We start from the raw sequence: 26,470 nt of genomic DNA on the forward strand, positions 1-26,470 counted from the left end.
AATTTGGTTTTACCAACCTGTTTTACCCGCTAACAGCCTTTTAATCATCTGAAAACTAAACCCGCTAAAGTGAGCTATCTGCATGACCACCAAACTAACAACCACATGGATCCATCTTGAAAATAAACCCGGGGCTTTATCATCAGATCGCCATATCTCTTGTTTAAATTTTTGATTGGTATTGATCACCACCCGGAATGACTCTCCAATAAAGAAAAGACCCAGTAAGAGCGCAAAGGTTGGAAAGTATAAGGTTGATCCTGTGAGCAGATCCAGGACCCCATAGATCATCAAAAAGCATATGAAGAGAAACGGCAGAAGACCCCGGACCGGTGAGCTTTTGGGATGCAGTGATTTGGTGAGAAACCTCCCGCGGCCATATCTGAAATATTGCCTGAATAAACCTGAATAGGAATTTCGGGGGTAGTACCAGCTTTTTATCTCAGGGCTTACATAGATACTCTTACCAAAATATTCATATAGGCGAAGATTTAGCTCCGAATCCTGATTGGTTATGTTTTCGGTGTTAAACCCTTCAACTTCTTTCAGGTCCCTGGTCCAGAAACAGCCGAGAAAAACCGTATCGGCGTAACCCTCATAATTTTCGTCCATATATTTGGCGCCACCACTACCCAACAGGCTTTTAACGGCTATGGATATACCGGCCTGAACGGGAGTTTCCGCTACATATCTTTGAGAGCCCCCCACATTTTTGCTTTGGGTCCTGAGGAGTGTGCTCACACTTTTTTCAACATAATCATCACGATAGAGGCAGTGGCCATCCGCTCTTAAAAACACCTCACCTTCCGCCGCTTCGATCATTTTATTAAGCCCATGCGACTGATACCTATCCGGATTATCGATCAGTTTTACACGGTCATCCTCTTCAGATAATTGCCTGACAAGCTCACGTGTGTTATCCGTACTTCCGCCATCAGCGATCAGGACCTCGATCAGATCCGGATAATCCGAAGCAAGAAATCCCCTTACAACCCTTTGAATATGTTGTTCCTCATTCAGAACAGGAATTCCGATCGTAACTGTTGGCTTATTCTCGATACTTGATGACCTTCCTGATTAATACTTTCGTTAAAATAGAACCCACTTATAATATCAAAATCCCAATAACTTTTGAATTTTCTGTCAAGGATCTTAAACCCTGGTTCCGCCACTAAGCAGATACAGGATAGCCATTCTTACAGCCACTCCATTGGTGACCTGATCCAGGATAACAGCACGGTCGCTGTCAGCTACCTCACTTTCCATTTCCACTCCCCTGTTAATAGGTCCCGGATGCATGATCTTAAAATCAGGGTATTTTTCAAGGTGATGATATTTGATCCCGAATCGTTCATGATACTCACGTAGAGATGGAAACAACTCCGTAGCTCCTTCCTGTCTTTCGAGCTGAATCCTAAGTGCCATAGCTATATCACACCATGCCAGGGTCTCATTCAGATCGTATGACACTTCCACTCCCATGTCTTCCACATAAACCGGCATCAGGGTTTTAGGGCCACATAGAACCACCTCTGCCCCCAACTTCTTCAATCCGATGATATTTGAACGCACTACCCGGCTATGAGAGATATCCCCAATGATCGCAACTTTTTTTCCTGTCAGATCGGGGTGTAAGGTTTGCATGGTGAACATATCCAGCAAGGCCTGAGTGGGATGCTCATGAGCCCCATCGCCTGCATTCAGGATGGCGGCATCCACACATTGTGTTAGAAAATGTGGTACTCCGGGACTTTCATGCCGAACCACAACCATATCGATTTTCATGGAGCTGATATTTCGGATCGTATCCTTCAGCGATTCCCCTTTTTTGGTACTCGAAGAACCGGTGGAAAAATTTACCACATCGGCTCCCATGCGCTTCTGAGCCAGTTCAAATGAAAGTCGCGTTCGCGTACTGTTTTCATAGAACAGGTTTACAATGGTCTTATCACGAAGTGTAGGCACTTTTGGAACCGTCCGGTCAAGGATCTCCCGGAAATATTTTGCCTGATCCAGCACGAACAGGATATCTTCTTTCGAATAGTCTGTGAGTCCTAACAGATGCTTTTGGTTGAACTGATATCCTTCGGGAACTTTACTCATCGCTATCCTCCTCCACTTCTACCAGATACACAGCATCCTCGCCGTCAATTTCATTTACTTTCACACGCACTTCCTCATTCTCATAAGTTGGCAGATAGATCCCCATATAATCAGCTGATATCGGTAATTCACGGTGCCCCCTGTCGACCATGCAGCAAAATTTAATGCTTCTCGGACGCCCGTAGGCCATGATAGCATCCATTGCGGAGCGAACCGTTCGGCCGGTGTAAAGCACATCATCCACTAAAACTACGTCGCGGTCAAACAGGTCGAACGGGATTTCCGTTACCTTCACTTCCGGCATCTTCAGTTTTGACCGGTAATCATCGCGGTAAAAGGTAACATCAAGCACTCCAAAATCTATAACGGTGTCAAATTGTGCTTTGATCTCTTTGATGATGCGCTTCCCCATATAAACGCCTCGGGTTTGCATCCCAATTACAGCCAGTCGGGAAAAATCATTGTAGGGTTCCAGGAATTGATGAGCGAACCGCTGATAAGTGCGGTTTAATTCCTCTGGAGTCATGATCCGGGCTTCTTTCAAGCTAGATTACCTCTTTGTTTTGATGGGTTATAAAGTTAGTGTTTGTAGGAATTAATGCCAAAGCTAAAACAGCAGCGGTTAATTTATTCGGGCCATAGAATTACGCCGGGTTTTGTGATATGTAAAGAATCATGCACTTCCTTTCTTTTAGCCTGTAATCTCGGTATTATTGGCTCCCGAAAAATCGCTTTTAATACTTAAAATTGTATCCATGAAAATTCACGAGTATCAAGCCAAAGAAATTCTTGAGAAATACAATGTAGCCGTGCCTGCAGGTATTGCTACAACTACCGTTGAGGAGACCGTTGAAGCCGCTAAAAAACTAAAAGAAGAGGGTGCCTCTCTATTTGTAGTGAAAGCTCAGATTCATGCCGGTGGGCGTGGTAAAGGCCGCACTAAGAAAAATAACGCCAAAGGTGTTATCCTCTGCAAAACCATTGATGAAGTTAAAGAGGCCGCTGAATCTCTGCTTGGTGATGTACTCGTTACGGTTCAAACCGGAGAAGAAGGACAGTTGGTTCAGCGCTTGTACGTAACTGACGGTGTGGATATTGAATCTGAATTTTATCTTGGTATCCTGCTCGACCGTGCCGTTGGGAAAAATGTAATCATGGCATCCACAGAAGGTGGTGTTGAGATCGAAAAAGTTGCTGAAGAAACCCCTGACAAAATTGTTAAGGAATGGGTTGAGCCGGGCATGGACCTTCAGCCAAATCAGGCTCGCCGCATCGCATTTGCGTTGGGACTTGAGGGTGAAGCCTTGAAGAATGGCATCAAGATCATTCATGCGCTTTACAATGCTTATCAGGAAACCGATTCAAACATGTTTGAGATCAACCCATTGATCACAACACCAGACAACAAGGTCTATGCCCTGGATGCAAAAGTGACCTTTGATGACAACGCCCTTTACCGTCACAAAGATCTTGCAGAGCTCAAAGATGAGTCTGAAGAAAACCCATTGGAACTTGAAGCTCAGAAATACAACCTCAACTACATCAAACTGGATGGTAATGTAGGCTGTATGGTAAATGGTGCCGGACTTGCAATGGCTACCATGGATATCATCAAGCTTTCGGGCGGTGAACCGGCTAACTTCCTGGATGTAGGGGGTGGAGCCAATGTTGAAACCGTGAAAAACGGATTCCGCATTATTCTGGAAGACAAGAATGTAAAAGCGATCCTGATCAACATCTTTGGCGGTATCGTTCGCTGCGACCGTGTTGCTAACGGTGTGATCGAAGCGGTGAAGGATCCTGAGATCGCAGAAAAAGTTAAAGACGTACCTATTATTGTACGTCTTCAGGGAACTAATGCTAAAGAAGCTAAAGAGATCATTGACAACAGTGACCTGAATGTGATCTCAGCTGTTCTGCTTAAGGAAGCTGCTGAAGAAGTATCTAAAGTACTTGCCTAAGTAAGTAATAGCATAAAACTCTTTTATACAAAAAACGCCTGTTCAAATGAGCAGGCGTTTTTTATTCATTGAATGTTTCTCGTTATCAGATCAGGTCGTCAAACCTTTGACCCCATCCTCTCACGTACCTTCTCGTAAAAATTCTCATACTGTTTTACGACTTCCTCCTGCTTAAATGTAGCTGCATGTTTGCGTGCATTTTGAGACATGCGCTCGTGCAACTCAGGGTCACTAAGGATCTTCACTCCGTAATTAGCCATACATTCCACATCATCCAGGTCACAAAGGTATCCTGTTTCACCATGTACATTTACTTCCGGCAAACCACCAATATTTGAACTGATGACCGGCACGCTGCAGCTCATGGCCTCAAGGGCAGCTAACCCAAAGGTCTCTGAACCCGAAGGTATCAAAAACAGATCGGCGATCGAAAGCACCTCTTCTACCTGATCCAGTTTACCCAGAAACCGAACGTGATCACAAATCCCCAGGTCTCGGCATTGCTGTTCGGCCTTTTGCCGATCAGGTCCGTCACCCACAAGCAGCAACTTAGACTTAATACCTGATTCCAGGATCTTAGCAAACACAGATACCACTTCAGGTACGCGTTTTACTTTGCGGAAATTGGACACGTGAACCACTACTTTTTCATCATTTGGGCAGATGGCTTTTTTGAAGTGGCTCTTATTGGATTTCTGAAACCGGTCTAGATCAATAAAATTCGGGATCACCTCAATATCCTGCTGGATCTCAAAATTCTCGTAGGTCTCCCGCTTCAGGTATTCTGACACTGCGGTCACCCCATCACTTTTATCAATGGAAAACTCGACCACATGTTTGTAACTCGGGTCCCGCCCAACCAGGGTGATATCCGTTCCATGCAGGGTTGTGATGATCGGCACTGTTACCCCGCGTTCACACATGATCTGTTTAGCCAGGTAAGCACTGGTTGCATGGGGCAGTGCATAATGCACATGCAACAGGTCGAGGTCTTCATATTCGATCAGATTCACCATTTGTGAAGCCAGTGCCAGGGCATAAGGCGGATAATCAAAAAGGGGATAGGAGTTGATCGAGACCTCATGATAGGTGATACCGGTCTCCAGGGTATCGAGGCGGGCCGGCCGGGAGTAACTCATCATATGAATGTTATGACCATTCTTCGCCAGGTTCTTCGCCAGTTCAGTTGCAACTACCCCGCTTCCGCCAAAGGTGGGGTAACACGCTATACCTATATTCATTTATTCTCTTTTGAAATTTATATTCTTCAAACTCTAAAATACTCAATGTATGGTTTCGATAATCATTGCAACACAAGGTTTAACAGATTGGTTTCACTTTTTGTAACATCCATACGTGCCACGTAAAATTGTGCTATAAACTTTCTTATCCGCACAGTCTCTTTGTATATTACATGGCTTGTAAAATGTAACTAATTTATCCTTCAAAATATGGCAGGACATTCGAAATGGGCGAACATTCGCCACAAAAAAGCTAAGGAAGATGCTAAACGATCCAAGATCTTCACCAAGCATATCAAGGAAATTACCGTTGCTGCACGTGAAGGAGGAGGAGATCCTGACGGAAACCCCCGCCTCTCGCTGGCCATCGAAAATGCCAAAGCTGATAATGTCCCAAAAGATAACATAGAGCGCGCCATCAAACGGGGTACCGGTGAGGACTCTGACGGTGCAGCCTATGAAGAAGCCACCTTTGAAGGCTATGGTCCCGGAGGTATTGCTTACTTTATTGAGGTAACCACAGATAATAATAATCGTACGGTTAGTGACATCCGCCATATTTTCACTAAACACGGAGGTAATATGGGTACCACCGGCTCCGTTGGATACATGTTTGAGCAAAAAGGCATGATTCAGGTACCCTCAGACGGACTCGATGACGAAGAATTTATGCTCGAGGCAATTGATGCCGGTGCAACAGACGTAGATACTGAAGATGAGATGTTCGTGGTTTATACAAGCCGGGAAGAATTATTTGATGTAAGGAACCGACTTGAAGAAGCCGGTTTTAAGATCGAGTCTGCAACCCTGATCCGGGAAGCCGTTACTCAAACAAAAGTGGATGAAAGCACAGCTGAATCCAACCTTAAGATGATGGAAAAATTTGAAGAAAATGATGACGTGAATAACGTATTCACAAACATGCTGATGGATGATGAAACCATAGCCATCGCTGAAAATCTCTGATAAATTGAAACCATACTTCATTTACATAGCACTGTTTCTGATCTTCTCAGCTTTCACCAGCGATGAAGCCCGGCAGGCAAATTCTGCCTTCGAGGAAGGCAATTATGAGCAGGCTGAAGAACTTTATAAAGCTGCCATCGAGGCTTCCCCTGATAATTTCAAACTGTATTTCAACCTTGGGAATACTCAGGCAAAACAGGGAAAGGTTGAAGAAGCCATTGACTCATTCATGGAGTTCCGCTCCCTGGCTGAAAGTCCTGAGGATAAATCGATGGCAGAGTATAACATTGGAACCTTGCTGGCTGAGGATCAAAAATGGAAACCGGCAGCCACCCATTTTAAAAATGCCCTGAAACTGGACCCTTCTGACCTTGACGCCAAACACAATTACGAAAGGGCATTGGAAGAGATCAAGAATGAGGAAGAAGATGAAGGCAATGAAGAGCAGAATCAGGAAAATCAACCGCCGCCGGAACCAAGTGAGTATGCCCAAGCTATGAAGAAACAGGCTGAAAAACTGGTAGCTGAACAACGGTATCAGGATGCCTACAATCTTATGCAACGAGCTCTCGAAGCCGATGATACGGTTCGGGCTTTTAATGACTTCATAGAACGCATCAGAAATGTATCAGAAATTAACTCGAACTGACCTATGAAAAGACTTTCACTGATATTATTACTGTCCTTTTTATCCTTACCGGTCCTGGCTCAATCCGCTGATCAGTACTTCCATAACGGGGCCCAGTATTTCATCAATGCAGATCTGCAAACTTCTTTGAATTATGTTGAGGAAGGCTTGATGAACTATCCCAACGACCGAAAACTGAATGCTCTGTATGAAAAGCTGAAAGAAGAACAGGAAAAACAGCAGCAGCAACAGCAACAAGAACAGCAGCAGCAAAACCAACAGGATCAAGAGCAGGAACAGGAGCAACAACAAGATCAGCAAAATCAGGAGCAGCAAGAGAATCAGGAAAGTGAAGGTGAGCAACAAAATGAGCAGCAGCCTCAGGAGATGAATCCTGAAGAACTCGAATCTCAGCAAATCAGCAAAGAAGAGGCTGAAAAGATCTTAAGAGCTCTTGCCCAGAAGGAAAAAGAACTGCTCAAGGAATTCAAAAAGAAAAAATCTACAGGATCAGCCAAGCATGAAAAGGATTGGTAGACTGAAACACTTCTTTTTCTTACTGCTTTTAACTTTCGGTTTTTCCGGGCTTACCGTTGCTCAGGACATTCAGGTAGATGCCGAGCTTTCCGAAACCAATATCTTTAATGGCGAGCAGGTCAGGCTGGAAGTCAGTGTCAGCGGCAATGCCATGGGGTCTGTTCAGCAACCTGAATTACCGGAAATCGACGGCCTTCGCTGGTTACGCGGAAGCACCTCCCGTGGTACGCAATACACCATCATTAACGGTAAACCATCTGTGACGTATACCTACGGGTACGTGCTTATTGCTCAGTCGCCGGGGGATTATACTTTACCCCCGATCACCATTACGGTTGAGGATAAAACCTACCAGACAGACCCTATTCCCTTCACGGTTCTTGACCCGGCTTCACTTGAATCGGGTGATGCAGAAAGAGCTCCTGATATTTATGTCAGGGTTGAACCGGATACCAAAGACCCGGTGGTTGGTCAACAGGTTGTGGCTGATGTCGTTCTGTATTTCAAAAACGGGGTAGAGGTTTCTTCGTATCAACCTACACCGGGCTGGAAGGCTGAAGGATTCTGGAAAGAAGAACTTAATTATCCGCAGCGGGCACAAACATCTTCAACCATTGTAAACGGAGTCAGGTATCAAAAAGCCCGGCTCATTCAGTATGCCCTGTTTCCTACCAAATCAGGTGAATTGACCCTGAGTCCATTTGAGATCACGGTTTCAGTTCGTTCACGCCGCAGCTCGGCCGACCCATTTGGCTTTGGATTGAATCAGGAGCGTATGACTCTTCAATCGACACCGGTAACACTGAATGTGGAAGGCCTGCCTGAACTGAATAATGCTGAATTTATCGGTGCGGTGGGTGACTTTGAAATTACCCGAACCATCTCTACCTCAAGTGCCCTGGTTGGAGAAAGCATTGAGATCAATACTCAGGTATCCGGAAAAGGTAATATTCCATTGGTGAATAAGCCTGATTACGAGCTACCTGAAAGCCTGGAGCGATACAATCCTGAAGAGTCCTCAAATATAGAGCGCAACGACCGGGAGATAACGGGCAGTCGTAATTTCAGGGATATTGTCATTCCCCGCAATGAAGGGGATTACACCATTCCGGCAACCAAAGTGGCTTATTATGACCCATCGCGATCTGATTTTGTGATCGTGACCCTCCCGGAACTGACTTTTCGGGCAGAACGCGATCCTGATGCACCTCTTCTCACCGAAAAAGATCTTCGGTTCAACGTAAAACCAATTACCGGATTAGCCAGCTGGAGTAAACCGGAAGTAAAACCACTTCATGAGCGGGTTCTTGTTTGGATGATGATCATTTTCCCGATCTTGCTAACCGCAGGTGCTTATGGATTCAAGAAATACCATGACAGAATGCAAACTGATTCTGCCTTTTCAAGATCAAGGCGAGCGACTGACAAAGCGAATAGCACTCTGGAAGAAGCCGACCAAACGAATGATATCAAAGCCGGCTATCATTTGATCGACAAGGCACTCACCCAGTTTATTACCGATAAACTGAACCTGCCCCCGGCCGGTTTATCACACGATCAACTGATGGAAGCTGTTGAGAAGTTTAATGACAGGGAATTGAACGACCGGCTGCGAAAGATTCTGAATAAATGCAAAACCATTGCCTATGCCCCAAATGCCACGCAAGAATCTTTGACAGCAGACATAGAAATAACTCGCGAGATCATTAAAAAAATAGGTAAGCTTTCATGAATATCAGATCCCTGATTGTAAGCATCGGAATACTGATTTTAAGCCAAAACGTGTGGGCACAACAAGGCAGCTTTGATCAGGCAAATACATTGCTTGAAAACGGTTCACCTATGGAGGCCATGAGTGCCTACAGAAATGTTGAAAGCAGTGGGTCTGTATCAGGAGCGCTTTATCTGAATATGGGCATAACCGCCATGCAACTGGATTCGCTGGGGCTGTCTAAGTTTTATTTTTTAAAAGCCAAAGAGTATTCAACTACCCAACAACAAGCAACTGAGGCATTAGAGTATGTGAACTCACAGTTCAGCCGGCAATCTGCTATTCTACCAAAACTGCCCTGGGATCGAGCCATAGATTGGATCAATAATCAACTTTCAGCCTTTGGATTATTTTTGATAGGCTTTTTACTGACACTGTCCGGTTTATCACTCTTATATCTTGGGTGGTTAGACAAGGTGCCACTCAGTAAAACCTTCTCCACTCAGCTTACTCTTATCATCATCGGTTCATCCCTGGCGCTTTTAGCTTTTTATGCAGATTACGTCAACCAACGATACGATGAAGCTGTTTTGATCTCGAGTTCGCAACGGGTTCTGGAGTCCCCTGATGAAAACAGTGCCTTGGTAAGTATTGCTTATGAGGGCTATGATCTAACCGTTGATCAATGGGAAAGTGAGCAGGCTGAGGAATGGGTGTATGTCAGGTTGGGCAACGGCCAATATGGGTGGACAAAACCCGCTGGAATCAAAACACTTTAGGCCTTTGATAAAAAAGAACTACTCCCGATTATTCTTTATTTTCAGATAAATAAGCTAAAAAAATTCATTAACAGGTATTAAGACCATGAGTAAAACTCAAGACTATATTGACCAGCACATAGATCGTTTTTTAACTGAATTATTTGAACTGTTGCGCATCCCAAGTGTCAGCACCGATTCTGATAAGAAGGGTGAGGTCGAAAAAGCTGCTCACTTTCTGATCAATCAGCTGGAGGATCTTGAGTTAGATACCGTTAAAAAATTTGAGACACCCGGCAATCCTATTGTGTATGCTGAATATTGTCCACATGATGACAAACCCACGGTTTTGATCTACGGTCACTATGACGTTCAGCCATCTGACCCTGATGAGCTCTGGAATACTCCTCCTTTTGAGCCCACCGTTCGAGAAGGAAACATTTATGCTCGCGGCTCAAGTGATGACAAAGGTCAGTCTTATACACACATCAAAGCGGTTGAGTCTTTCAGAAAAACCGGAACCGAATTACCGGTCAATGTAAAATTCATTTTAGAGGGTGAAGAAGAGATCGGTTCACCTAACCTGATCCCATTCATTGAGGAACACAAAGACATGCTCGCGTGCGACATGGTCCTGATCTCTGATACCGCCATGTTTGCGGAAGATCAGCCTTCCATAACCTATGGCCTGAGAGGACTCGCCTACATGGAAGTGGAAGTGGTTGGACCAAATCGCGACCTGCATTCAGGTGTGTATGGCGGAGCGGTTGAAAACCCGGTGAACGTGTTATGTGAAATGATCGCCAAGCTGAAAGATGAAGATGGCGTAATACAGATACCGAAATTTTACGACAAGGTTAAATCACTGACCAAAGCCGACCGTGATGCATACAAACAGCTCCCTTTTGATGAAAAAGCTTACAAAGAATCACTGGATATTGATGCGGTTCACGGTGAAAAAGGATACAGCACCCTGGAACGCGCTTCTGCCCGCCCAACACTGGATGTAAACGGTATCTGGGGTGGTTACACTAAGGAAGGAGCCAAAACGGTACTGCCTTCCAAAGCCAATGCCAAGATCAGTATGAGATTGGTTCCGGATCAGGATCCAAAAGAGATCGCTCAATTGTTCACTGAATACTTTCAGTCACTGGCACCTGATACTGTAAAAGTGAAAGTATCAGAACATCATGGTGGACATCCATCCGTTACTGATCTTGATTTCTATGGACTGAAAGCCGGTGCACAGGCATTTGAAGATATCTACCACGAGGAAGTCTTGTTTTCACGTGAGGGTGGCTCCATTCCTATCGTATCCGATTTTAAACGGGTACTTGGTGTTGAATCCATTTTAATGGGCTTTGGCCTCACCAGTGATGCTATCCATTCACCAAACGAAAAATTCGCACTCAAGGATTTCCACAGAGGCATTAAGACCTCAGCCAGGTTCCTCGAGATCTTACCGGAATTCGCTGACAAATAAGATCAGCGATTTAGGCAAGTTCTACTACACTCTCTTAGATCTCCTGCTCGATAACGATGGGCGAACCGGTTTCAAAATCGTATAAGGTCAGGCGCCGGAGGTTGTAGTAACCTGTCCAGTAATTTCGAAGAGCCTGAATGTAACTGCGCCGGGCACTGTCTTTTTCGTTTTGAGCAATGAACAGGTTGGTGACATCGATCTTACCGATCAGGTAACGATTTTTGGCCACATCATATCGGCGTTCAGCGATCTCATCCGATTTTTGAGCCAGCTCTACCTGACTTTGAAGTTGCGAAAATTCACGAACCGTACTTCTTACATTCAGGTCAAATTGCAGTTTTTGATAAGTGATCGTATTCGCCGTAGCAGCCTGTTGGTTTCTTGCGGCCTGAATTTCTGCCGTATTTTTCCCCCAGTTAAATATGGGGATCTGAAATCCCACTGAAAAGAACTGCCTGTTTTGGGGATCCTCATATAGCCGGTCAAAATCTTCTGAAGTTTGGTTCAAACCATAGCTTGCCTGTATGGTTGCCGAGAAGCCTGCCGCTTTTTTGGCCTGATCATAAGCCTGATTTGCCTGTATCTCACTCAGCTGAAATTCCAGGGAGGTACTGTTATTTTCTTGTGCCAGCTCAAGAGCTTTATCTACATCAATATTCAATTCAGGAGCTTCTTCAGGGGCTATGACTTCAATGACCACATCATCCGGAATTCCCAATAAAGCCTTGAAGTTTTCTTCAGCCCGCTGGAAGTTTAATGTGGCTGTGGTCAGTGAGGTTTCAGCATTTCTTAGCTGCAATTCACTTTGAAGCAGATCATTCTCAGCAATACTCCCTACCTGATAACGTCCCTGTGAAATATTATAGATCGAGTCGTTTACCGTGACGTTAAATTCTGCCACTTCTACATTGATCTTTGCCAGCAGAAAATCAAAAAAGCTTTGAGTAGTGCTGAAGGCAAGGTCTTCCATATCTTCAACATACTGCTTTTGTGCGATCTGATATCTAAGCGGTTCTGTTCGGTGCCTCCACTTTAAACTGTTAAACTGGAACAACGGCTGACGGTACGTGGCCACCAGGGGAGTACTTTGCCATAAGTAAGTATTCTCACCTTCAAAAATCCCCAGCCTTGTAATCCCACTTGAAAGCGACAGATTACCTCCGGTTGGCATAATGCTTTGCTCGATACTCAGATCAACAGACGCCTCTGATTGTGTACGGGATGAGAACGTAACTGTACCATCATCCTGCACATTCGAAAATATGGACTTGTTGTAGTTTGGGGCATCACCACCCAGGTTCAGGCTTGGCAACAGGTCTGCCCTAAATGACCGGTACCGCCATTTGGCTGAGATCAGCTCAAAATTAGCTGCTCTTGCTAAAGGACTCGATTCCTTAGCTATTTCAATACTTTCTTCAAGTGTCAGAGATCTTTGTGGCTGATCTTGTGCCTGACTTTCCGTATAAAACAGTACGGATAGAATTAACGTCAGATATACTAAAAATGATTTATTCATGGCGTAATGCGTGTACAGGATCATGTTTTGCAGCTCGTTTTGCAGGGTAGTAACCAAATACCACACCGATCAAAACAGCTACTCCGAATGATATGAATATTGAAATTGGTGTTACGATAGTGGCAATGTCGGCTGTTACCTCGATCACATAACTGAAAGCCAACCCTAATACGATTCCGAGAAAACCACCGGTGATACTGATCGTGAGTGCTTCCGTTAAAAATTGCAGTTCTATATCTTTTTTCTGGGCTCCAACGGCCATTCTCACACCGATCTCACGGAATCGCTCTACCACAGACGCCAGCATGATATTCATGATACCGATACCGCCAACGATCAGGGAAATGGATGCAATGGTAGAAAGTACGATGTTGAAAATACGTTTGGTCTGCTGCTCCTGCTGCAGTAATTGTTCCGGTACAATGATCTCGAAATCGACCACATTATTATGTCGCCTTTTCAACATACGCGACAGGATCTCAGCTATGGTACCGCTGTATTTGGTATCCGTCACCTTGACGATGAGCCGGTCAAGTTGATTATAATTTCCATCACCTGCATCACCGGATGAACTACCTCCACTTGAAAAGATCATCATTCCGCCCCCCATTACCACTGTTGAGCCACCACCCTGCTGCAGATCATTCGAGGTTACAACCGCTCTGTTTTTAAATCTCAGCAATACTGTTGAAACTGGTGCATATATGTCCAGATTAAAATTCCTGATCCCCAGATTCTCAATATTTTCTGTGGAGACTTCCTTTTTTTCTAAAACACCCACAACTGTCAGCCACAAATGCCCCACTTTGATCTTTTTACCGATCGGATCCTCTCCGGCAAAAAAGCGGGTTTTAACATCATAACCGATCACACAGACCGGGTCAGCTTCGTTTATCTGTACTTCACTGAAATTACTGCCCTCAATAACCTCAAAGTTACTGATATCAAAATAATCTGTATTTACACCAACCAGTTTACCCGTTCGCATTCTGGCTTCACGAATAAAATTGGTTTCGTAAACGATCTCGGGACTCAGTTTTTCTACCTCAGGAACTAACTCTCTGATCGTGTTAAGATCCTCCATGGTCAACCCCGGAGAGAACTTTGTTGATTGTTGCTGTTCCTCACCCTCATTAACGGACCCTTGCCTTTGTTCCACAACCGGCTGAACGATCACATTGTTGGTTCCAAGCAACTGCATTTGGGTCAACACCTCTTGCTGGGCTCCGTTACCGATAGCCAGCATTGCGATCACAGACGACACTCCAAAAATGATCCCCAAAGAGGTGAGGAATGCCCTTAGCTTGTTACGCTGAATTGCCTCAAGGGCAATATCAAAGTTGTATAAAATTTTCTGTAGCAAAATGAGCCTTAGTTTGAAGTGATCGCTTCTTCCAGATATAGTTTGTCTATTCCGGAGGTGTCTTCCGGAACCGATAGGTAGATAATGTCATCCAGATTTAAACCACGGTGTACCACCACTTCATTTTCATTCATAAGACCAAGGTCCACTTCCTGCATAACCGCAGATAACCCTGATTGCTTAAAGACGAAGCTGGTAGAATCCTGAACATGAATGGTCTCTAAAGGCACGAACATGGCATCATTCATTCGATCTACAATGATACGGTTGCTTGTGGTCATGGCCGGCCTCAGAGTCGAGTCAGTTTCACTGATCTCAACCACTACTTCATATACTTTAGAGTTGGAACCTGATCGTTGTTCACCAATATTTGCTACACTCGTCACATTTCCCGTCAGGGTCTTATTCTGAATGGCATCCAGCCCAACGATCACATTCTGTCCGGTTTGTACTTTTTGGACATCCACTTCATTAACATAGGTCACCGATTCCATTACTGAGAAATCCGGCAGTTCTGCCACGGTAGGATTCCAGGCACTGATCTCACTGCCTTCAGATATTTTTGAACCGTTACCGGTTCTACGATAGATGATCATACCATTGGCCGGAGCCTGCACGGTAAATTCAGTCATCAACTCTCGTATTTTATTCACTTCATTTTGCTCTTCCTGTAGGTCTGCCTCCACTTCGCTCATCTGTGCTTCGGCCTGTTTGACCTTGGTCACATAATTCTTTTTTTCCTGCTCTAATTGCCTGTGTGCCTTGTCCAGGTCAATTTCAGCCTGACGCTGTACGGCAGGAGATTCATACTTGGACTGATCAAGGGCAATTTGTCTTTCTTCAAGAGCATATTCCAGATTGATGAGGTTATCCCTGGCCTGAGATAAAGTCAGAGTGCTATCTAAAGATACCTGTGTTACCTGTGACTGCGCCTGTTGAAGTTCAAGCATGGCGTCCTGTAATCTGCCCGTTATTTCCGAACGGTCCAGTTCAGCTACAAAATCTCCCTTTTCCACAATGGTTCCTTCCGGAATAAGCCTTTGGATGGTCAGGTTAAATAAACGAACATCTCGCCCGCCCTGGGGACCACGGATCTCAACTGAGTTTTTGGCTCTCAGTTCTCCGGTTGTGGTCACATCAACCACGAATTCCCCTGATTTTGGTGTTGTGGTCAACACCACCGAGTCTTCGCCTTCGCCACCAAGCAGCATCCAACTCAATAATAACAGTGCAACAGCACTTATAGGTATCCAATATTTTTTCTTCATATCTGAAAGTCTAATTTAAAAAGAAAGGAAGGTAATGTATTCCCGGACCTCTCAATATACTATAAATTTAGTTTTACAATTTCGTGTAAATCTAATTCACCGGTTAGATACTTTGTTCACGAAAAACTTTTACCCCGGTTTATTAAAAAATGCAAAATAGGGATCTACTCATTTTGCATAAGTACATCCCCAAAAGAGATCTCCTCTGCCGCAAGTATCATCAAAGTGGTTGGCATATCATGTAACCATTCCTGAACCTCTGTGTAGTGAGACGCGAAATGATCATCTGGTTTAGCCATCCCCATAAGCACAAGATCCGCATCCTGAGAGGACTCGTGGATAATAGATTTAAAGCTTCTGCCATTTGATACAATGATTTCCGGGATGGCGCCGGTTCTTGCCTTCTCGATCAGCTCAACAAGATTTTGTTTGGCATCTTCTGCGGCATTCTCAGAGTCTACAACCATTTTCAGCCTGATCTTAGCATTCCACCACGAACGGCTACTGGCAAGTAAATAGGCAACCATCATCATGAGCCCTCCATTTCCCTTCAAGCCACCCCACCAAACGTCAATGATCTCTTTATCGCCGAACCCATTGTCTTTGTCATCGTGCACAACTATCACGTTTCTGTTCATGTCATAGAAGTCTGAGATCATTTTACAATACCTTTCTCTTAGCTCCTCGTTCTCACTATCCCCTAAAATGATAGTATTGGGAACCAATGCACCAAGACCATAGGACCTGACTAACTGTTCAGAACCTTCGAAAGCATCATTGGCAGTGGTTACACGAACCAATGCCTGAACGCTTCGTTTTGATAGGAATTCCCGAATATTTCCTTCCATTTTCGTGATCTGCGTTGTGGTAAAGTTTTTACTGGTCAGTACAGTGGCAACAGTCATCAGTCCCCGATTGTGGGTAAGGGCAAGACCAAAGTCAATTAGGTGCCATCTTTTTGTTGGAGCACCGGATAATACCAATGGATTTGGCCGCCAGGTTTTCGCCTCTTCATTCACCCCCAGGTGAAACAGCCCCATCCGGGTTATGGCCATCCAGATCCCTCTTCTCACATCACCCCAGGCTGACTGTAACTCTCTTCGTTCCAGCCATATATAGATCAGGATCACAAAAATAAAGGCAACGCTGGTCGCCACCGCATTTATCAAAAACATCACGGAGATACACCCAAGTGCACCTAAAATGGAAAAGGCCCAATGCACCTTGAACTCAGGTCGGAAGGAGGGGCTTTTTAGTAATCGCTCTATCCCGGCTGTAATATTGAGCATGCCATATGTCGTTAAAAAGAACATAGTGAGGATGGGAGCTATTAAATTCAGGTTGCCAAAATATACGGCTGTAAGTGCAATGACCAAGGTGACTATAGTCCCAAGTCGTGGAGTATCTTCGGCTCCTTCTCCCTTGCCCAACCAGCTTAGCCAACGGGGCAGAACCTTATCCCTGGCCAGGGCCTGAAGCACCCTGGGGGCTCCCAGTATACTTCCCACGGCACTTGAAAGCGTGGCTCCCCAAACACCGATCAGGATCGCATCCCCCCAATATGAAATCTTTCTCATGATCAGCGGATCCTCGATCAGTGTCATAGCATCTGCTCTGTTAGCAAGAATGATCGGAAGCGTCATATAGATCAGATAGCCTACTCCAATAGCATAGAACGTACCCTTTGGAATCGATCTTTTAGGATCTTTTAGATCCCCTGACATGTTAACCCCGGCCATTATACCGGTTACCGCCGGAAAGAAAACGGCGAATACCACCCAGAATCCCGCAGAATTCTCCGGGGAAGCTCCCCATAATTCAATATTCGATTGCTCGACTGGGCTGCCAAAAAATAAGGACAGCAGTGAAAGCACGATCCCAAACATGATAAAATATTGGGCCCTGATAGCCGCTTTTGCCGATACCAGAGCTAAACCGGCCACACCTACGGTTGTCACTAATCCGACTGTAGTAATGTTCAATTCCGGAAAAACACCAACAACACTTTCTGAAAAACCTATGGTGTATAAGGCGATCGAGAGGGCCTGCGCCAGGTACAGCGGGATTCCGATAGCACCGCCGGATTCTATACCAAGCGACCTGCTTATCATGTAGTAAGCCCCGCCTGTACGTACGCGCTGGTCGGTTGCGATCGAAGCAATGGAAAGAGCTGTCAAAAACGTGATCGCTGTTGAAATGGTCACGATCAGGAGGGTACCGATCAGACCAACGTTTCCTACCACCCACCCAAACCTCAGGTACATGATAACACCTAAAATGGTGAGGATAGATGGTGTAAATACACCCCCAAATGTACCCAAGCCGGTTTCAGATGATTTTAGAACCTCTTCTTTGTCTGGGAATAGCTTCTTTATTCTATTATTCATTCCCAGACTTCCTGAAATTGCACAAAGTAAACCCTATTGAACTGCTATATCTATTTTTCTACTAAAGTATTGTCAACCAAACCTGTTTCTAGGTCGTAAGTTTTACCGTGCGTTGTATTCTCAAGGATATCTTTTGGATCATTATTCTCATCAACAATAACCACTTTTGGCTTATGTTCTTTGGCTTCTTCAGGCGTCATTTCTGCATAACTGATCACAATGATACGATCACCCACCTGGGTCATGCGTGCTGCAGCACCATTCAGGCAACAAACACGGCTTCCACGTTCTCCGGGTATGGTATACGTTTCAAGACGGGAACCGTTGGTAATATTCAACACCTGCACTTTTTCGTAAGGCAGCAGGTTGGCTGCATCCAGCAGGTCCTGATCAATGGTAATACTTCCTTCATACATCAGGTTTGCTTCCGTAACTGCCATTTGGTGCAGTTTAGATTTGAACATCGTGATCTTCATTATACTATATCAGAGGTCTAAAATTAGGTTATCGATAAGGCGCGTTTTTCCTAAATAAGCTGCGCCTGCCAAAATATATCTCTCTCCCTTTTCCAGCTTGTTGACCGGACTCATGGTATCAAAGGAGAACACAGAAAGATAATCATTTTTAAAGCCTTTCGCTTTAAGTTCCTCTCTTTGCAATTCTAACATGTCTTCAGGCTCCATCAGTCCCTGATTCACCTTCTCTTCAACCCTTTTTAGTGCCGAGTAAAGGTATGGAGCGACCCGTCTTTCTTCCTGAGAGAGGTAGGCATTCCTGCTGCTTAAAGCCAGTCCGTCTTCGGCCCTTTTGATGGGAGCCATAACGATCTCTACATTATGATTGAACTCTTTGACCATCTGCCTGATGATCTGTACCTGTTGGATATCCTTTTGCCCAAAAACAGCAAAATCCGGCTCAACAATATTGAATAGTTTATTGACCACCAATACAATACCCTCAAAGAACCCGGGACGACTTCCACCATCCATATGAGTGTTTAGTTCCTTAACCTGTACAGATAAGTATTTCTTTCCGGAACCATACATGATCTCGTCATCCGGGGTAAATACAATGGTACAACCCGCATCTTTGCAAGCCTGAATATCATCTTCCAGTTGCCGGGGATAATCCTCAAAATCCTCATTTGGCCCAAATTGCTCAGGATTTACATAGATAGATACCACAACTTCATCCGCCTTAGAACCGGCTAATTTGATCAAAGACAAATGTCCTTCGTGCAAAGCCCCCATGGTTGGAACGAACGCGATGGTCTTACCTTCTCTTTTAAACTGGCTAACCTCTTTTCGAATCTCTTCAATGGTTTTGCACTGTTTCATAAATGGAAATTGAGTTTAAACGGCGACTTTTGTTTAAGGGCACTAAAAGTAAGCATTTATTGGCTGAAGTAAACAGTTTACAACCGGGCGCTTCCTCCATAAACCAAAAAAGCGCTCCTCTCAGAGCGCTTTTTCAAATTTGGTTCCTGATCAGATCACACTGAGCGATCCATATCAAAGTCTTCCAGGATCTCTTTGATCCGGTTGAGGAATGCTCCACCGTGAGCACCATCGATGATACGGTGGTCATAACTCATGGATAAGAACATCATTTGACGGATCGCGATCACATCGCCGGCTTCTGTTTCCATTACAACCGGGCGTTTTTCAATGGCACCGGTACCGATAATGGCAACCTGTGGCTGATTGATGATCGGTGTTCCCATCAGGTTTCCTACACTACCGTAGTTGGTCAGTGTAATGGTACCACCCACCAGGTCGTCAGGACTCAATTGCTTACTTCTTGCTTTATTAGCAACTACATTCACGGAATTTGCAAGTCCAACCAGGTTTTTCTCCTGAGCTTTCTTTATAACCGGAACGATCAAGCCACCTTCGCCGCCTTCACCAAGAGCAACGGCCAGGCCAAAATTGATATCCTTCTTAACGTGGATCTCATCCCCAACAACAGAACTGTTGATGAGCGGGAATTCCAGCATTGCCTTGATAATGGCTTCCACAAACAAAGGCGTAAAGGTCAAACGTGTTCCCGTTTTTTCCTGAAATTCCTTCTTGTTCGCATTTCTCCATCTCACCATGTTGGTCACATCCACTTCTGCAAAGGTGGTAACATGTGCTGAGGTCTGCTTGGATTTAACCATATGCTCAGCGATCATCTTACGCATGCGATCCATTTTGATCACTTCCACATCACCGGATGGAGAATGTTTAACATCAAGCTGCCCGGCCGAAATTGAATCGCCGGATGACTTGGAACCTGAACTTGGCTTGCTAAGTCCACCACCGGATGAAGCCGCTTGCTTCTGTGGTGCAGGAGCAGAAATCTTACCGGCTTTCTTGTCTTCTACATAGGAGAGAATATCTTGTTTAGAGACCCGGCCGTTCTGACCTGATCCTTCAATGCTTTCGAGCTCTTCCTGACTGATGCCTTCTTCTTTGGCAATTGAACGAACCAGCGGGGAATAAAATCTTCCATCACTTCCCATACGCTGTGGTTCAGAACCACCGGTTGTTCCATTTGATGACGCTGATGCAGCCTGACTTTGAGTTCCAGCCGACGAAGTTTCTTGTGTTTGCTCTTTCTTTGGAGCCGGGGCACTTCCTGATGAAACAGCGGCACCTTCACCTGTGGCAATCACAGCTATGGTTTGGCCAACTTCGATGGTGTCATTTTCTTCTGCCAGGATCTCAACTAGCGTTCCTGATGCGGGAGAGGGTACTTCACTGTCAACTTTATCTGTGGAGATCTCCAGTAGAGTTTCATCTTCTTCCACCTGATCACCCACTTGCTTATTCCAGCCAATAACCGTGGCTTCAACAACCGACTCGCCCATTTGTGGCATTTGCACTTCAATGCGCTCACCTTCATCACCGCCGGATGCAGCAGGAGCTGCTTCCTGTTCGGCAGGCTCTTCCTGTTGTGCGTCACTTTCTTCAAGAGATGCTTCTTCAGATGACCCACCTGATGATACATCACCGGCAGCATCAGCATCGGTCTCTATGATAGCAATGGCCTTGCCAACTTCAATAACGTCACCCTCTTCAGCCAGTATCTCAACCAATACACCGGCTTCCGGTGATGGCACTTCGGTATCCACTTTATCAGTGGCAACCTCCAGCAGAGTCTCATCCACTTCTACAGTGTCTCCAACCTGCTTGGTCCACTCTATTACGGTGCCTTCCATTACTGATTCACCCATCTGGGGCATTACCACTTCTACCTTCGCCATAAAATTGTTTTGTTTTGCTGCCTGTACGGCTGTTTAAAGGAATTTTTTACGGACCCTAAAGTTCAGGATTATTCCAATTAGTTCAAAATTAGTATCGTACTTTAAAAAAGCAGAAAAGCGCTTTTTTCAATCTTTTGCCTTTTCGGTCTTCATTTCACAGAGCTTATAAAACTCAGACCGAATTTAATTTCGTTCACTGAATTCGATATCGTCCAATTTGAGCTTTCTTCAGGGTTTGTCCTCACTTCTGATTTTATTAACTTCGTGTTTTAGTCAAACATCATTTAATACAGCCCTGGCATTATGATATCGGAAGAATTACAAGAAATTATTGACGAAGCTGAAATGCACATGGAAGAAGCTACTGCTTTTTTCAAAAAAGAACTCTCACATGTTCGAGCGGGTAAAGCTAACCCCGCCCTCCTTGAAGGTATCAAAGTTGAATATTATGGCTCTAAAACGCCCCTTCAACAGCTGGCTAACGTAAGTGCTCCCGAACCGAGATTACTGGTGGTTCAGCCTTACGATCGTTCAGGGATGGAGGATATAGAAAAAGCGATCATGTCGGCCGGACTTGGCTTAAACCCAAGTAACGATGGTGACCGGATTTTGATCCCGCTTCCTGTACTTACCGAGGAACGGCGCCGGGAACTGGTCAAGCATTCGAAAGATATAGCCGAACAGGCCCGGATCAGTATTCGTAACTCCCGTCGCAATGCCAACGATTCTGTGAAAAAAACAGTAGAGAGCGAATCACTTTCTGAAGATTCCAAATATGAGGCCGAGGATGAGATCCAAAAACTGACCGATTCCTACATCGCCAAAGTGGAAGAAATGCTCGAGAAAAAAGAAAAAGAAATTATGACTGTTTAACGGGTTTCGGATTTCGTGATTCAGGTTGCGTGTTGTTCGTGGATACAAACAATAGTTGCCAGTTTAATTTATATGAAAAGTTATCGGGATTTAGAAATTTATCAGATGGCATATCATTTGGCTCTTGAGGTTCACGACCTAACAATGGCACTTCCGAAATATGAATTGTATGAGCAAGGAAGCCAGGTTCGCCGTTCTTCCAAAAGGATTAAAGATACGATTGCCGAAGGATTTGGAAGAAGGCGTTATAAAGACGAATTTGTACGATTCCTGATTTTTGCTCATTCTTCCTGTGACGAAACCATATCACAGTTAAACATGATCAGCGACATACACTTTGCAGAAGAACCACTGACCGATCTACTTAATCAATACGACACATTAGGCCGGAAAATTAATAGTTTTATAAAATACGTAGAACAGAATTGGAAAACGGATTAACCCGTAACGTGTAACACGAATTTCGCAACCCCATAGATGTATATATCCGAATTAGAATTACAGGGTTTTAAGAGTTTTGCCCATAAAACCAAGGTTAAGTTCGACAGTGGAATAACTTCCATTGTTGGACCGAATGGGTGCGGTAAATCCAATATTGTGGATGCACTGCGTTGGGTTTTGGGAGAGCAAAGACCATCTCTTCTTCGGTCTTCTGCCATGGCTAATGTCATCTTCAATGGTACCGCGAAAAAGAAAGCTCTCGGTATGGCTGAAGTGTCCCTCACATTTGTGAATGACAAAGGCATACTTCCCATCGAGTATAGTGAGGTAACCATTTCCAGAAGGCTGTATCGCTCAGGAGACAGTGAGTATCTGATCAATGGAACCAGCTGCCGTCTTAAGGATATTATGGAGCTTTTCATGGATACCGGAATGGGCTCTGATGCGTATTCTGTGATCGAGCTCAAAATGGTTGAAGAGATCCTGAACGACAAGAATAATGACCGCCGCAGGTTATTTGAGGAAGCTGCGGGAGTTACCAAATACAAAGATCAGCGTAAGAAGACGATCCGCAAGCTGGAATCGACCCGTAAGGATCTTCAGCGTGTGGATGACCTGTTGGTTGAACTGAGAAAGAAAGCCCGCTCCCTAGAAATTCAAGCTGAGAAAGCTGAAAAAGCCAAAGTCTATAAAGATGAGCTGGAGCACCTTGATAAAGGGCTCACCCTTCATGATTTCAATAAAATCAAAGAAGAGCTGGAACCTCTGAAAGAGCGGATCACCAACGCCGATAAGGAAAAGCGCGAGATCTCCAAAGCCATTGAAGAGCTTGAAGAAAGTGACGAAAAAGCCAGAGCAGAACTCATCGAGAAGGAACGGCAGCAGGCAGAGGCTCAGCGCAGGGTAAGTCAGCTGCATAACGCCTTACGCGAGGCGGATACCAACCTTCGGATCACCCGTGAAAAGATCGAGAATGAGAAGAAGGTGATCACCGAATATGCCAAGGATATTGAAAGTGGTCAGAATGATCTCGAGGAATTAAAAGATCTGCTGGAATCGAGCCGAAACAAGCTGGAAAGTTTTGATGACGAAATGGAAAAATCGAGCAAGGCTCTCGAAGATTCCAAGAAGAAATATGGGCAGATCCAGCAACAGTATAATCGCGAGCGAAGTGACTTATATGAGATCGAAGTTCAACTGAGTGCTACCAACAACGAATTGAATCAGCTTCAGACCAAGCGGATCAAGATCGAAAGTCGACTCGAAAATACAGAAGGCGACCTGGAGCGCATTGATGACGAGATCACAGACCTGAACGACGAGATCGAAAATATGACCGGTGAGCAGGGGCTCATCGAAAAGAAACTGGACACGCTGGTTGTTGAGCGCGATGAGCTTGAGGAAGAGCTTGAAACAGCCCGAGAAAAACGGGAACAGTTTGCTGATAAACAAAATGAGATCAAGGATGAACTGAGGACCCTTCAAAGTAAAAAGGAATCCCTGGGATCTGAGATCAATTTGATGAATGATCTCGCCAGTTCCAATGAAGCCTTTCCCGGAAGTGTCAAATACCTGATCGAAAATCACCGGTTTGATTTCAAGGATATGACCACCGTTTCTGAAGTCTTTGACACAGACCAGAAGCATGCCGTGGCATTGGAAGCCGTGCTGGGTGAAGCTCTTAATTTTGTGGTCGTAAAAACCCTTGATGACGCGCAACGAGCGGCGAAGATCCTTAAAGAAAATAAAAAAGGCCGCGCTACCTTCATTCCCCTTGACCAACTGGCGGCCACCTATCCCGTCAAAGACGGAAGTCTGTTTGATGACGTGAAATCCAAACGGGAGTATTCGGCCCTCAAGCAATTGTTGCTCGGTAATGTGTTAGTGTATGATTCTGTTGAAGAGGCTTATAAAGACACGCGTTCCGAAAAAGATCTCATTGGTGTAACTTTTGAAGGTGAAGTAGTAACCGGCCACAAATTCTTCCAAAGTGGCAGTAAAAAGAAGAACGCCGGGATCAGGGTCGGGCTGAAAGACAAGATCGAAAAGCTGGAGAAAGAAGAGGCCAAGACAGCCAAAGAGACCGTCAAGCTCGAAGAATACCTTCAGCAGATCGTAGAAAAATATGAGAAGCTCGATATTGGCAAACTCAGTCAAATGCTCAAGGAAAAAGAGCAGGAAGTTCGCCGACTTGAGCAGCAACAGCAAAGCCTGAGCTCCAAGGTCTCTGTCTATCAAAAGAATATTGGCGAATTGGTGAACCGTAAGGATCACCTTAAAAGCAGTGAAGGAACCGCCCAGGAGGAACTGAATTCCATTCATCCCAAGCAAAAAGAACTTCAGCAAAAAATGCTGGAGCTGGATGAAAAACAGCAGGAGAAAAAAGACCTGCTGGAAACCCTGGAAAATGAGCGATCCATTGCACAAAGTCGCTACAACGATACGCAGCTTAAGCATCAGGATCTCAAGAACAAAGTAGACAACCTGGAGCGTGATGTTCAGCGGGCCGAGACCGGCATACAGAACGTGAAGAAACGTATTGAGAACCGGACGGAACTGACCGAAGAAAGCAAAGAACGCATCGAAACGCTGACAGGTCGCACTAAAGAACTTCAGGCTAACATCACCACAAACAGTGAGGCCAAAAAAGAAGCTGATGCCGCCCTTGAAAAGGCTGAAGAAACGGCTGCCAAACAGCGCGGAAAGATCAATGAGATCGAAAAGGAACTGAAGGAGGTCCGCCGACGTAAAGAGGTGAATATGGAGCTTGTCCACCACCTCGATATGGCCCGTGAAAAAATGGAAATGCAGTCGCAGGCACTCTCTGACCACATCTGGGAATCCTACGGCATTCTGATGAAGCAGGTGGATGAAACCCTGCCAGAAAACAAGACACCGGAGGAAGCCAAGGAGCGCATCAGCTGGCTGAAGCAAAAGCTTAACAGCATTGGCGAGGTAAACCCGCTGGCTATTGAAGAGTATAAGGAAGAAAAAGAGCGACTCGATTTTTACGAGGAACAGATCATGGATCTTGAGGAAGCTGAAGAACAGCTTTTAGAGACCATTGATGAGATCAATGAAACGGCTACCGAGCGATTCAATACCACCTTTGAAAAGATCCGTATCAACTTCCAAAAAGTATTCAAAACTCTCTTTGAGGCGGATGACTACTGTGACCTCATCATTGAGCAGGATGTTGAAGACCCCCTTGAAGCCCGGATCGAGATCAAGGCTCAGCCTCGCGGTAAACGACCTTCCGGGATCTCACAGCTTTCAGGTGGTGAAAAGACCCTGACGGCTATTGCTCTTCTGTTTGCCATCTACCTCGTGAAGCCCTCACCATTTTGTGTTCTGGATGAGGTGGATGCCCCGCTTGATGATGCCAACATTGAGCGTTTTGCCAAGATGATCAAGAACTTCAGTGAAGACACTCAGTTCATCATCATTACTCACAACAAGCAAACCATGAGTAAAGCTGAGATGATGTATGGAGTAACCATGCCTGAAACCGGGATCTCCCGCCTGGTGGGTGTGAAACTGGATGAAGTGGAAGACGTTCTTTAGAATATTGAACCTGCCTCGCCGGTAGGCAGGTATCAAACAAGGAATATCCAATCTTGAAGTGAATTAGGTCTTTGCCTATCCTCCTATTAACATCTTTGAAGAAGTCTTATATCCGATTCTTACAACAAACGCTCAGCGCTTGCCTTTCGGCAGACAGATTCTTTCACTCGCCCTAGAAATAACACGTGTCCAGCCCTCGCTACGCACGCTCTGCGCCGTAGCAGTCTCTGCATTAGTTTCAAAACTGCTCAATTCCAACCAGTTTATCTTCTAAAAAGCTTGCCACCTATTCTTTTTGGACAATTAATTGCATCCATTTTAATAATCCTTTAATTACTATAAGTGTATTTAATATCATCTTTACTTACTATTAGTTATACATTATAAATTAGATTTGGTCGAGGCACCGATCCCGCCGTATAT

21 protein-coding genes are annotated in these 26,470 nt (G+C 44.9%); 10 read left to right on the forward strand and 11 right to left on the reverse strand.

What is annotated here, in order from left to right; all coding sequences use genetic code 11:
• Positions 1–9: 9 nt before the first annotated feature.
• From C3B73_RS12935 to pyrR, 3 genes are all read right to left on the reverse strand, one after another.
• On the reverse strand, positions 10–1,059 hold the full coding sequence (locus C3B73_RS12935) for a glycosyltransferase family 2 protein (protein ID WP_103666026.1): 1,050 nt from the start codon (positions 1,057–1,059) through the stop codon (positions 10–12).
• 93 nt (positions 1,060–1,152) lie between these two features.
• Positions 1,153–2,103: an aspartate carbamoyltransferase catalytic subunit gene (locus tag C3B73_RS12940; RefSeq protein ID WP_103666027.1), complete on the reverse strand. Its 951-nt coding sequence runs from the start codon at positions 2,101–2,103 to the stop codon at positions 1,153–1,155.
• A complete protein-coding gene (gene pyrR, locus C3B73_RS12945; protein WP_269801012.1) occupies positions 2,096–2,647 on the reverse strand; it encodes a bifunctional pyr operon transcriptional regulator/uracil phosphoribosyltransferase PyrR in 552 nt (183 codons plus the stop codon). Before pyrR ends, C3B73_RS12940 begins: the two co-directional genes overlap by 8 nt.
• 211 nt (positions 2,648–2,858) lie before the next feature.
• On the opposite strand from pyrR, the gene sucC reads away from it, so the two are divergent.
• Positions 2,859–4,064: an ADP-forming succinate--CoA ligase subunit beta gene (sucC, locus tag C3B73_RS12950; RefSeq protein ID WP_103666028.1), complete on the forward strand. Its 1,206-nt coding sequence runs from the start codon at positions 2,859–2,861 to the stop codon at positions 4,062–4,064.
• Between the two features lie 98 nt (positions 4,065–4,162).
• Here the strand turns inward: sucC and bshA are convergent, their stop codons facing one another.
• Entirely contained in the window at positions 4,163–5,305 is a 1,143-nt protein-coding gene (gene bshA / locus C3B73_RS12955) for an N-acetyl-alpha-D-glucosaminyl L-malate synthase BshA (protein ID WP_103666029.1), read from the reverse strand.
• 210 nt (positions 5,306–5,515) lie between these two features.
• On the opposite strand from bshA, the gene C3B73_RS12960 reads away from it, so the two are divergent.
• From C3B73_RS12960 to C3B73_RS12985, 6 genes are all read left to right on the forward strand, one after another.
• Positions 5,516–6,271, forward strand: coding sequence for a YebC/PmpR family DNA-binding transcriptional regulator (locus tag C3B73_RS12960; RefSeq protein WP_103666030.1), 756 nt, complete (start codon positions 5,516–5,518; stop codon positions 6,269–6,271).
• 4 nt (positions 6,272–6,275) lie between these two features.
• Positions 6,276–6,920 (forward strand): tetratricopeptide repeat protein, encoded by a 645-nt coding sequence (locus C3B73_RS12965; protein ID WP_103666031.1) that lies wholly within the window; start codon positions 6,276–6,278, stop codon positions 6,918–6,920.
• Positions 6,921–6,923: 3 nt separating this feature from the next.
• Entirely contained in the window at positions 6,924–7,436 is a 513-nt protein-coding gene (locus C3B73_RS13950) for a hypothetical protein (protein WP_157939512.1), read from the forward strand.
• The gene (locus C3B73_RS12975) at positions 7,420–9,168 is read left to right on the forward strand and encodes a BatD family protein (RefSeq protein WP_103666033.1); all 1,749 of its coding nucleotides are present in this window, start codon (positions 7,420–7,422) and stop codon (positions 9,166–9,168) included. Before C3B73_RS13950 ends, C3B73_RS12975 begins: the two co-directional genes overlap by 17 nt.
• Entirely contained in the window at positions 9,165–9,926 is a 762-nt protein-coding gene (locus C3B73_RS12980; protein ID WP_103666034.1) for a hypothetical protein, read from the forward strand. Before C3B73_RS12975 ends, C3B73_RS12980 begins: the two co-directional genes overlap by 4 nt.
• Positions 9,927–10,011: 85 nt before the next feature.
• Complete coding sequence (locus C3B73_RS12985) at positions 10,012–11,388, forward strand: dipeptidase (RefSeq protein ID WP_103666035.1); 1,377 nt, start codon at positions 10,012–10,014, stop codon at positions 11,386–11,388.
• A gap of 34 nt (positions 11,389–11,422) precedes the next feature.
• Here C3B73_RS12985 and C3B73_RS12990 read toward each other — a convergent pair whose 3' ends face one another.
• The 7 genes from C3B73_RS12990 to sucB all read right to left on the reverse strand — a co-directional run bounded on the left by C3B73_RS12990 (position 11,423) and on the right by sucB (position 21,169).
• Positions 11,423–12,904, reverse strand: a complete 1,482-nt coding sequence (locus tag C3B73_RS12990; protein WP_103666036.1) for a TolC family protein — start codon at positions 12,902–12,904, stop codon at positions 11,423–11,425.
• On the reverse strand, positions 12,897–14,267 hold the full coding sequence (locus C3B73_RS12995) for an ABC transporter permease (RefSeq protein WP_103666037.1): 1,371 nt from the start codon (positions 14,265–14,267) through the stop codon (positions 12,897–12,899). The genes C3B73_RS12990 and C3B73_RS12995 overlap by 8 nt, the downstream gene beginning before the upstream one ends.
• 8 nt (positions 14,268–14,275) lie before the next feature.
• On the reverse strand, positions 14,276–15,535 hold the full coding sequence (locus C3B73_RS13000; RefSeq protein ID WP_103666038.1) for an efflux RND transporter periplasmic adaptor subunit: 1,260 nt from the start codon (positions 15,533–15,535) through the stop codon (positions 14,276–14,278).
• A gap of 164 nt (positions 15,536–15,699) precedes the next feature.
• Positions 15,700–17,922 (reverse strand): APC family permease, encoded by a 2,223-nt coding sequence (locus C3B73_RS13005; RefSeq protein ID WP_103666039.1) that lies wholly within the window; start codon positions 17,920–17,922, stop codon positions 15,700–15,702.
• 50 nt (positions 17,923–17,972) lie between these two features.
• Positions 17,973–18,398, reverse strand: a complete 426-nt coding sequence (gene panD / locus C3B73_RS13010; protein ID WP_103666040.1) for an aspartate 1-decarboxylase — start codon at positions 18,396–18,398, stop codon at positions 17,973–17,975.
• A 9-nt stretch (positions 18,399–18,407) separates the two neighbouring features.
• Positions 18,408–19,259: a pantoate--beta-alanine ligase gene (gene panC, locus C3B73_RS13015; RefSeq protein ID WP_103666041.1), complete on the reverse strand. Its 852-nt coding sequence runs from the start codon at positions 19,257–19,259 to the stop codon at positions 18,408–18,410.
• Positions 19,260–19,414: 155 nt separating this feature from the next.
• Complete coding sequence (gene sucB, locus C3B73_RS13020) at positions 19,415–21,169, reverse strand: 2-oxoglutarate dehydrogenase, E2 component, dihydrolipoamide succinyltransferase (protein ID WP_103666042.1); 1,755 nt, start codon at positions 21,167–21,169, stop codon at positions 19,415–19,417.
• 303 nt (positions 21,170–21,472) lie between these two features.
• Here sucB and frr point away from each other — a divergent pair, with 303 nt between their 5' ends.
• The 3 genes from frr (at position 21,473) to smc (ending at position 26,047) form a co-directional block, all read left to right on the forward strand.
• Positions 21,473–22,042, forward strand: a complete 570-nt coding sequence (gene frr / locus C3B73_RS13025; protein WP_103666043.1) for a ribosome recycling factor — start codon at positions 21,473–21,475, stop codon at positions 22,040–22,042.
• Positions 22,043–22,114: 72 nt separating this feature from the next.
• The gene (locus C3B73_RS13030) at positions 22,115–22,483 is read left to right on the forward strand and encodes a four helix bundle protein (RefSeq protein ID WP_103666044.1); all 369 of its coding nucleotides are present in this window, start codon (positions 22,115–22,117) and stop codon (positions 22,481–22,483) included.
• A gap of 36 nt (positions 22,484–22,519) precedes the next feature.
• A complete protein-coding gene (gene smc / locus C3B73_RS13035; RefSeq protein WP_103666045.1) occupies positions 22,520–26,047 on the forward strand; it encodes a chromosome segregation protein SMC in 3,528 nt (1,175 codons plus the stop codon).
• Positions 26,048–26,470 lie beyond the last annotated feature (423 nt).

The organism is Gracilimonas amylolytica, from assembly GCF_002911695.1.
GTDB lineage: Bacteria > Bacteroidota > Rhodothermia > Balneolales > Balneolaceae > Gracilimonas > Gracilimonas amylolytica.

Excerpts from the sequence above, each read along its gene's own strand:
- sucB (WP_103666042.1), bottom strand. The coding sequence starts at position 21,169 with ATGGCGAAGGTAGAAGTGGTAATGCCCCAGATGGGTGAATCAGTAATG.
- panD (WP_103666040.1), bottom strand. The coding sequence starts at position 18,398 with ATGAAGATCACGATGTTCAAATCTAAACTGCACCAAATGGCAGTTACG.
- sucC (WP_103666028.1), top strand. The coding sequence starts at position 2,859 with ATGAAAATTCACGAGTATCAAGCCAAAGAAATTCTTGAGAAATACAAT.
- C3B73_RS12990 (WP_103666036.1), bottom strand. The coding sequence starts at position 12,904 with ATGAATAAATCATTTTTAGTATATCTGACGTTAATTCTATCCGTACTG.
- C3B73_RS12980 (WP_103666034.1), top strand. The coding sequence starts at position 9,165 with ATGAATATCAGATCCCTGATTGTAAGCATCGGAATACTGATTTTAAGC.
- C3B73_RS13005 (WP_103666039.1), bottom strand. The coding sequence starts at position 17,922 with ATGAATAATAGAATAAAGAAGCTATTCCCAGACAAAGAAGAGGTTCTA.
- C3B73_RS13030 (WP_103666044.1), top strand. The coding sequence starts at position 22,115 with ATGAAAAGTTATCGGGATTTAGAAATTTATCAGATGGCATATCATTTG.
- frr (WP_103666043.1), top strand. The coding sequence starts at position 21,473 with ATGATATCGGAAGAATTACAAGAAATTATTGACGAAGCTGAAATGCAC.
- C3B73_RS12975 (WP_103666033.1), top strand. The coding sequence starts at position 7,420 with ATGAAAAGGATTGGTAGACTGAAACACTTCTTTTTCTTACTGCTTTTA.
- bshA (WP_103666029.1), bottom strand. The coding sequence starts at position 5,305 with ATGAATATAGGTATAGCGTGTTACCCCACCTTTGGCGGAAGCGGGGTA.
- C3B73_RS12960 (WP_103666030.1), top strand. The coding sequence starts at position 5,516 with ATGGCAGGACATTCGAAATGGGCGAACATTCGCCACAAAAAAGCTAAG.
- C3B73_RS13000 (WP_103666038.1), bottom strand. The coding sequence starts at position 15,535 with ATGAAGAAAAAATATTGGATACCTATAAGTGCTGTTGCACTGTTATTA.
- C3B73_RS12940 (WP_103666027.1), bottom strand. The coding sequence starts at position 2,103 with ATGAGTAAAGTTCCCGAAGGATATCAGTTCAACCAAAAGCATCTGTTA.
- C3B73_RS13950 (WP_157939512.1), top strand. The coding sequence starts at position 6,924 with ATGAAAAGACTTTCACTGATATTATTACTGTCCTTTTTATCCTTACCG.
- smc (WP_103666045.1), top strand. The coding sequence starts at position 22,520 with ATGTATATATCCGAATTAGAATTACAGGGTTTTAAGAGTTTTGCCCAT.
- panC (WP_103666041.1), bottom strand. The coding sequence starts at position 19,259 with ATGAAACAGTGCAAAACCATTGAAGAGATTCGAAAAGAGGTTAGCCAG.
- C3B73_RS12985 (WP_103666035.1), top strand. The coding sequence starts at position 10,012 with ATGAGTAAAACTCAAGACTATATTGACCAGCACATAGATCGTTTTTTA.